The organism is Pseudomonas sp. (assembly GCF_036387035.1).
Taxonomy (GTDB): domain Bacteria; phylum Pseudomonadota; class Gammaproteobacteria; order Pseudomonadales; family Pseudomonadaceae; genus Aquipseudomonas.
In genome coordinates this window covers 1-6,059 of record NZ_DASVUM010000060.1, presented here as the reverse complement: position 1 = coordinate 6,059, position 6,059 = coordinate 1, and the positions used below count along the sequence as shown (strand labels likewise).

Here is a 6,059-nt window from a genome sequence, read left to right as displayed (position 1 = left end):
GAAAATGGAGCGGGTATGGCGGCGCAGTTACGCCAATCATGGCGAAGCGATACGCGACATCACCCAATACATCGTTGGGTATTACAACAACAAGCGGCTGCACTCGAAACTGGGGTACCTGCCACCGACCGTCTACGAACGAACGATGGCATCAAAACCACCTATCGAGGTGTCCGGAATTAGTTGACCACTACACCCTTGTAGGACCGGCTTTAGCCGGGAAGGGGACGGATCTAACATCCTCGATTTCGGGTTTAACTCACCCTTACCCTAAACAAAGTCCAATAGTTCGCCTTAATTGCCATTCATGGACAATCGCTGCTTACCGGCAGGCGAGGGCTCTGCTAAAATCCGCCGCCTTATCAGTCTGTAGGCTGCGACGTGTCATTTACTCCGGTTGACTGGGCGATCATTGCAATTGTCGCCATCTCCGCTTTGATCAGTCTCAAGCGCGGCTTCGTCAAAGAAGCATTGTCCTTGCTGACCTGGATCATCGCAGGTGCCGTCGCCTGGATGTTTGGCGGATCGCTGGCCCAGTATCTGGTCAACTACATCGAAGCACCCTCGGCGCGCGTGATTGCGGGCTGCACCATTCTTTTCGTCGCCACGCTGTTAGTAGGCGCCATGGTCAACTTTCTGATTGGAGAACTGATTCGCGTCACCGGCCTGTCCGGGACCGATCGTTTTCTGGGCATGGTCTTCGGCGCGGCGCGCGGAGCCTTGCTGGTTGTCGTCGCGGTCGGGCTGTTGAGCCTGGGCCCGGTGCAACAGGATCAATGGTGGCAGCAATCAAGGCTGCTCCCGCAATTTGTCATGGTCGCTGACTGGTCGAAAAACCTGATTCTCGGGATGTCCAGCAAGTGGCTCGCCAGCGGAGTCAGCGTACCTGTTGACATCCCGTTCAAGGATCACCTCCTGCCGCCTACAACGCCGCCGGAAGTGTTCGGTAAATCCAGTTCCACTAAGTAGGGGTTGTGTCGCATGTGTGGCATCGTCGGTATCGTCGGCAAGTCGAACGTCAATCAGGCGCTTTATGACGCGCTCACCGTCCTCCAGCACCGCGGCCAGGACGCTGCCGGTATCGTGACCAGCCATGGCGGCCGGTTGTTTCTACGCAAGGACAACGGTCTGGTGCGTGACGTGTTCCACCAACGCCATATGCAACGTCTGGTCGGGCACATGGGCATCGGGCACGTACGTTATCCCACCGCGGGCAGTTCGACTTCAGCCGAAGCCCAGCCGTTCTACGTCAACTCGCCTTACGGCATCACCCTGGCGCACAACGGCAACCTGACCAACGTCGAGCAGCTGGCCAAGGAGATTTACGAATCCGACCTGCGCCACGTCAACACCAACTCGGACTCCGAAGTGCTGCTCAACGTGTTCGCCCACGAACTGGCCGTGCGCGGCAAGTTGCAGCCGACCGAAGAAGACATCTTCGCTGCCGTCGCCGACGTGCATAAACGCTGCCGTGGCGGTTACGCCGTCGTGGCGATGATCACCGGCTACGGCATCGTCGGTTTCCGCGACCCGGACGCCATTCGCCCGATCGTCTTCGGTCAGCGTCACACCGACGAAGGCGTCGAGTACATGATCGCGTCCGAGAGCGTCTCTCTGGACGTGCTCGGTTTCACCCTGATCCGCGACCTGGCACCGGGCGAAGCGGTGTACATCACCGAAGACGGCAAGCTGCACACGCGTCAGTGTGCCGCCAACCCGAAATACGCCCCGTGCATCTTCGAACACGTCTATCTGGCGCGTCCGGATTCGATCATCGACGGCATCTCGGTCTACAAGGCGCGTCTGCGCATGGGCGAGAAGCTGGCCGACAAGATCCTGCGCGAGCGTCCTGATCATGACATCGACGTGGTCATCCCGATTCCGGACACCAGCCGCACCGCGGCCCTGGAACTGGCGAACCACCTGGGTGTGAAGTTCCGCGAAGGCTTCGTCAAGAACCGCTACATCGGCCGTACCTTCATCATGCCGGGCCAGGCCGCGCGGAAAAAATCCGTGCGCCAGAAGCTCAATGCGATCGAACTGGAATTCCGCGGCAAAAACGTGATGCTGGTGGATGACTCCATCGTTCGCGGCACCACGTGCAAGCAGATCATCCAGATGGCCCGTGAAGCCGGCGCCAAGAATGTCTATTTCTGTTCCGCGGCCCCGGCCGTGCGCTTTCCCAACGTCTACGGCATCGACATGCCGAGTGCCCACGAGCTGATCGCTCACAACCGTTCCACTCAGGACGTGGCCGACCTCATCGGTGCCGACTGGCTGGTCTATCAGGAGCTCAATGACCTGATCGAGGCGGTGAGTGGCAGCAAAAAGATCAAGATCGACAATTTTGACTGTTCGGTCTTCGACGGCAAGTACGTGACCGGTGACATTGACGAGCATTACCTGAACAAGATCGAGCAGGCGCGCAACGACGCCTCCAAGGTCAAGACTCAGGCGGTGAGCGCGATCATCGATCTGTACAACAACTAATCCAGACAAGGAGCAGGCGGCATGACTCAGGAATGGGATGCCGGTCGACTGGACAGCGATCTGGAGGGTGTCGGTTTTGACACCCTCGCGGTTCGTGCCGGTCAGCACCGCACGCCGGAACGCGAACACAGCGATCCACTGTTTTTCACGTCCAGCTATGTGTTCCGCACGGCAGCCGAGGCGGCCGCGACCTTCGCCGGAGAAATTCCGGGCAACGTCTACTCCCGCTACACCAACCCGACCGTGGCCTCGTTCGAAGAGCGCATGGCCGCACTGGAAGGCGGCGAGCAGGCGGTTGCGACGTCCACCGGCATGTCGGCGATTCTCGCCACGGTGATGAGCTTTTGCAGCGCCGGCGACCATGTGCTGGTGTCCAAGAGCGTGTTCGGTTCGACCATCAGCCTGTTCGAGAAGTACTTCAAACGCTTCGGAGTCGAGGTCGATTACGTCCCCCTCGCCGACGTATCCGGCTGGGACGCGGCGATCAAGCCAAACACCCAGTTGCTGTTCGTTGAGTCGCCTTCCAATCCGTTGGCGGAGCTGGTCGACATCAATGCGCTGGCGCAGGTCGCCCATGCCAAGGGCGCGCTGCTGGTCGTCGATAACTGCTTCTGCACGCCGGCCCTGCAGCAACCGCTGCGCATGGGAGCCGACGTGATCGTGCACTCGGCGACCAAGTTCATCGACGGCCAGGGCCGTGCCATGGGCGGCGTGGTGGTCGGTCGCAGCGAGCTGATGAAAGAAGTGGTCGGTTTCCTGCGCACCGCAGGCCCGAGCCTGAGTCCTTTCAACGCCTGGCTGTTCCTCAAGGGGCTGGAAACGCTGAATATCCGCATGCGTGCCCATTGCCAGAGCGCCCTCGAACTGGCGCAGTGGCTCGAACAGCAGGAAGGCATCGAGAAGGTGCATTACTCCGGTCTCGAGAGTCACCCGCAGCACGCATTGGCCAAGCGTCAGCAGAAGGCGTTCGGCGCGGTGGTGAGCTTTGAGGTCAAGGGCGGCAAGGACGGCGCATGGCGCTTCATCGATGCCACCCGGTTGATTTCGATCACCGCGAACCTGGGCGACACCAAGACCACCATCACGCACCCGAGCACCACGTCCCATGGTCGACTGTCGCCACAGGAGCGTGAAGCGGCCGGCATTCGTGACAGCCTGATCCGCGTCGCGGTAGGGCTGGAAGACGTGGCTGACCTGCAGGCGGATCTCGCGCGCGGTCTGGCTGCGTTGTAAGCACGGTGTATAAACAGAAAAGCGAGCCTTGGGCTCGCTTTTTTGTGCCTGGTGTGCAGCCTCGAGCTTGCCGTTGAAAAAGGCTTTTTTAAAAAAACTTCAAGCAGGCTATTGACTTAGGTTCGTCACCTGCGTAAATTTCGCGGCCTCAGCGAAGCAAGGGTGATTAGCTCAGCCGGGAGAGCATCTGCCTTACAAGCAGAGGGTCGGCGGTTCGATCCCGTCATCACCCACCATCGTTGAGTGTTACAGAGCAGGATTAAACGCTGAAGGTTACTGAGATTCAGCAGGACGCAAGTCCACGCAATGCGCAGCGGTAGTTCAGTCGGTTAGAATACCGGCCTGTCACGCCGGGGGTCGCGGGTTCGAGTCCCGTCCGCTGCGCCATATTTTCCGAATCGGGTCTTCCCGGTTCGAGATTGAAAACCAGGGTTTTCAGTCAGTGTTTCACGGAGCAGGCCCAAGGGTCGGTTTCAACAGCGTTAAGCAGATGAAAGTCTGTGCGACAAGCAGCGGTAGTTCAGTCGGTTAGAATACCGGCCTGTCACGCCGGGGGTCGCGGGTTCGAGTCCCGTCCGCTGCGCCATACATGGCTTCGAGGCCCTTGAACTCCTCGAAGCGACAGAGAAAGCGATCCCAGGATCGCTTTTTTTGTGCCTGCGATTTGGTAAGCGCTTCGCCGGTCTCGCAGGATGCTGCAGAGCGCGGCGATAAATGCCATGATCACCGGCCGTTAATGCGGCGCTGAGCGGTGCTGATTTCGAATCTGGAGAGCTTGAACATGGGCATGAACCAAACCATCACTGTCATCCCGCCGGGCGTACCGCTGACGGGGCATGTGTCGCCGCCCGGCTCGAAGTCCATCACCAATCGCGCGCTGCTGCTGGCCGCCCTCGCCAAGGGCACCAGTCACTTGCGCGGCGCGCTGAAAAGCGACGACACCCGGCACATGTCCAACGCCCTGCGGCAAATGGGTGTGACCATCGATGAACCGGACGACACCAGCTTCGTCGTCACGGGCTCGGGCCATCTTGAGGCGCCACAAGACGCGCTGTTTCTCGGCAATGCGGGGACGGCGGTGCGCTTTCTGACCGCGGCGGTGTGCACGGTCAACGGCAGCGTGACCCTGGACGGCGATCACTACATGCAGAAACGCCCGATCGGCCCGTTGCTCGAGGCCCTGCGCAAAGGCGGCTTGAACGCGGAAAGCGCCACGGGCTGTCCGCCGGTGGTGGTGCACGGGACTGGTTCGATCAGCGCCACCCGCTTCGAGATCGATGGCGGGCTGTCGAGTCAGTATGTTTCTGCGCTGTTGATGGTGGCGGCCTGTGGCGACGCCCCGATCGAAGTGGCGCTCACCGGCAAGGAAATCGGCGCACGCGGCTACATCGACCTGACCCTCGCCTGCATGCGTGCGTTCGGTGCAGAGGTCGAGGCGCTGGATGACGCGTTGTGGCGCGTTGCACCGACGGGTTACACCGCCTGCGATTACCAGATTGAGCCCGATGCGTCCGCGGCGACGTACCTTTGGGCCGCCGAGGCATTGACCGCCGGCAAGATCGACCTGGGTGTGGCGGGGGAGGCGTTCACCCAGCCGGACGCCAAGGCCATGGAAGTGATAGCGCAGTTTCCGAAGATGCCGGCAGTCATCAACGGCTCACAGATGCAAGACGCGATTCCTACGCTGGCAGTGCTGGCCGCCTTCAACGAAACGCCTGTGCGCTTCGTCGATCTGGCCAACCTGCGGGTCAAGGAATGTGACCGTGTTCAGGCGCTGCACGATGGCCTCAATCAAGTCCGGCCCGGGCTGGCCTCGGTAGAGGGGGACGATTTGCTGGTCGCGTCTGACCCCACGCTGGCGGGCACCAACAGCCACGCGCTGATCAACACCCATTCGGACCATCGCATCGCCATGTGTTTTGCGTTGGCCGGCTTGAAGGTGGCGGGTGTGCGGATTCAGGACCCGGACTGCGTCGGCAAAACCTACCCCGGCTACTGGCGGGCGCTGGAATTTCTCGGCGTGAAGTTGGTGCACGGCGAGGTCTGACGCGCTTGGTACACAGAGTCTGAGGCCGACCACTGGTCGCGTTCAGCCCGGGTGTGCCGACCTTTCCGACCCTGCGCCGGCCTGATCAGGGGCAACCCCTATTCACCGGCCAGGGCGGCGCACGCGGGGCCCGTGCGCTTTTATCCGCTGGATGTATCCACACGGTTGCAAACTCTGCGTTGATCCCATGGCAGGCTTGTTGCAGACTTACCGGCGTTTTCCCCGGTCCACTTTCAGTCGACCAATTGCCCCAGGATGTTTGATGCCTAAATTACTGAGCTTCCGTACC

General features: G+C 60.6%; 5 protein-coding genes and 3 tRNA genes. All 8 read left to right on the top strand.

Going from position 1 to position 6,059, the window contains the following annotated elements; genetic code table 11:
- A partial coding sequence (locus VF672_RS05095) for an IS3 family transposase (RefSeq protein ID WP_331102116.1) occupies nt 1-187 on the top strand: 187 nt, incomplete at its 5' end.
- A gap of 194 nt (nt 188-381) precedes the next feature.
- Nucleotides 382-969, top strand: coding sequence for a CvpA family protein (locus tag VF672_RS05090; protein ID WP_037011737.1), 588 nt, complete (start codon nt 382-384; stop codon nt 967-969).
- Between the two features lie 12 nt (nt 970-981).
- Nucleotides 982-2,490, top strand: coding sequence for an amidophosphoribosyltransferase (gene purF, locus VF672_RS05085; protein ID WP_331102112.1), 1,509 nt, complete (start codon nt 982-984; stop codon nt 2,488-2,490).
- A 21-nt stretch (nt 2,491-2,511) separates the two neighbouring features.
- The gene (locus VF672_RS05080) at nt 2,512-3,723 is read left to right on the top strand and encodes an O-succinylhomoserine sulfhydrylase (protein WP_331102110.1); all 1,212 of its coding nucleotides are present in this window, start codon (nt 2,512-2,514) and stop codon (nt 3,721-3,723) included.
- A 160-nt stretch (nt 3,724-3,883) separates the two neighbouring features.
- Nucleotides 3,884-3,959 (top strand) — tRNA-Val (locus VF672_RS05075).
- 74 nt (nt 3,960-4,033) lie between these two features.
- A tRNA-Asp gene (locus VF672_RS05070) sits at nt 4,034-4,110 on the top strand.
- A 122-nt stretch (nt 4,111-4,232) separates the two neighbouring features.
- Nucleotides 4,233-4,309, top strand: a tRNA-Asp gene (locus tag VF672_RS05065).
- Between the two features lie 195 nt (nt 4,310-4,504).
- Complete coding sequence (gene aroA / locus VF672_RS05060; protein WP_331102108.1) at nt 4,505-5,770, top strand: 3-phosphoshikimate 1-carboxyvinyltransferase; 1,266 nt, start codon at nt 4,505-4,507, stop codon at nt 5,768-5,770.
- The last annotated feature ends 289 nt before the right edge of the window (nt 5,771-6,059 follow it).

Excerpts from the sequence above, each read along its gene's own strand:
- purF (WP_331102112.1), top strand. The coding sequence starts at position 982 with ATGTGTGGCATCGTCGGTATCGTCGGCAAGTCGAACGTCAATCAGGCG.
- VF672_RS05080 (WP_331102110.1), top strand. The coding sequence starts at position 2,512 with ATGACTCAGGAATGGGATGCCGGTCGACTGGACAGCGATCTGGAGGGT.
- aroA (WP_331102108.1), top strand. The coding sequence starts at position 4,505 with ATGGGCATGAACCAAACCATCACTGTCATCCCGCCGGGCGTACCGCTG.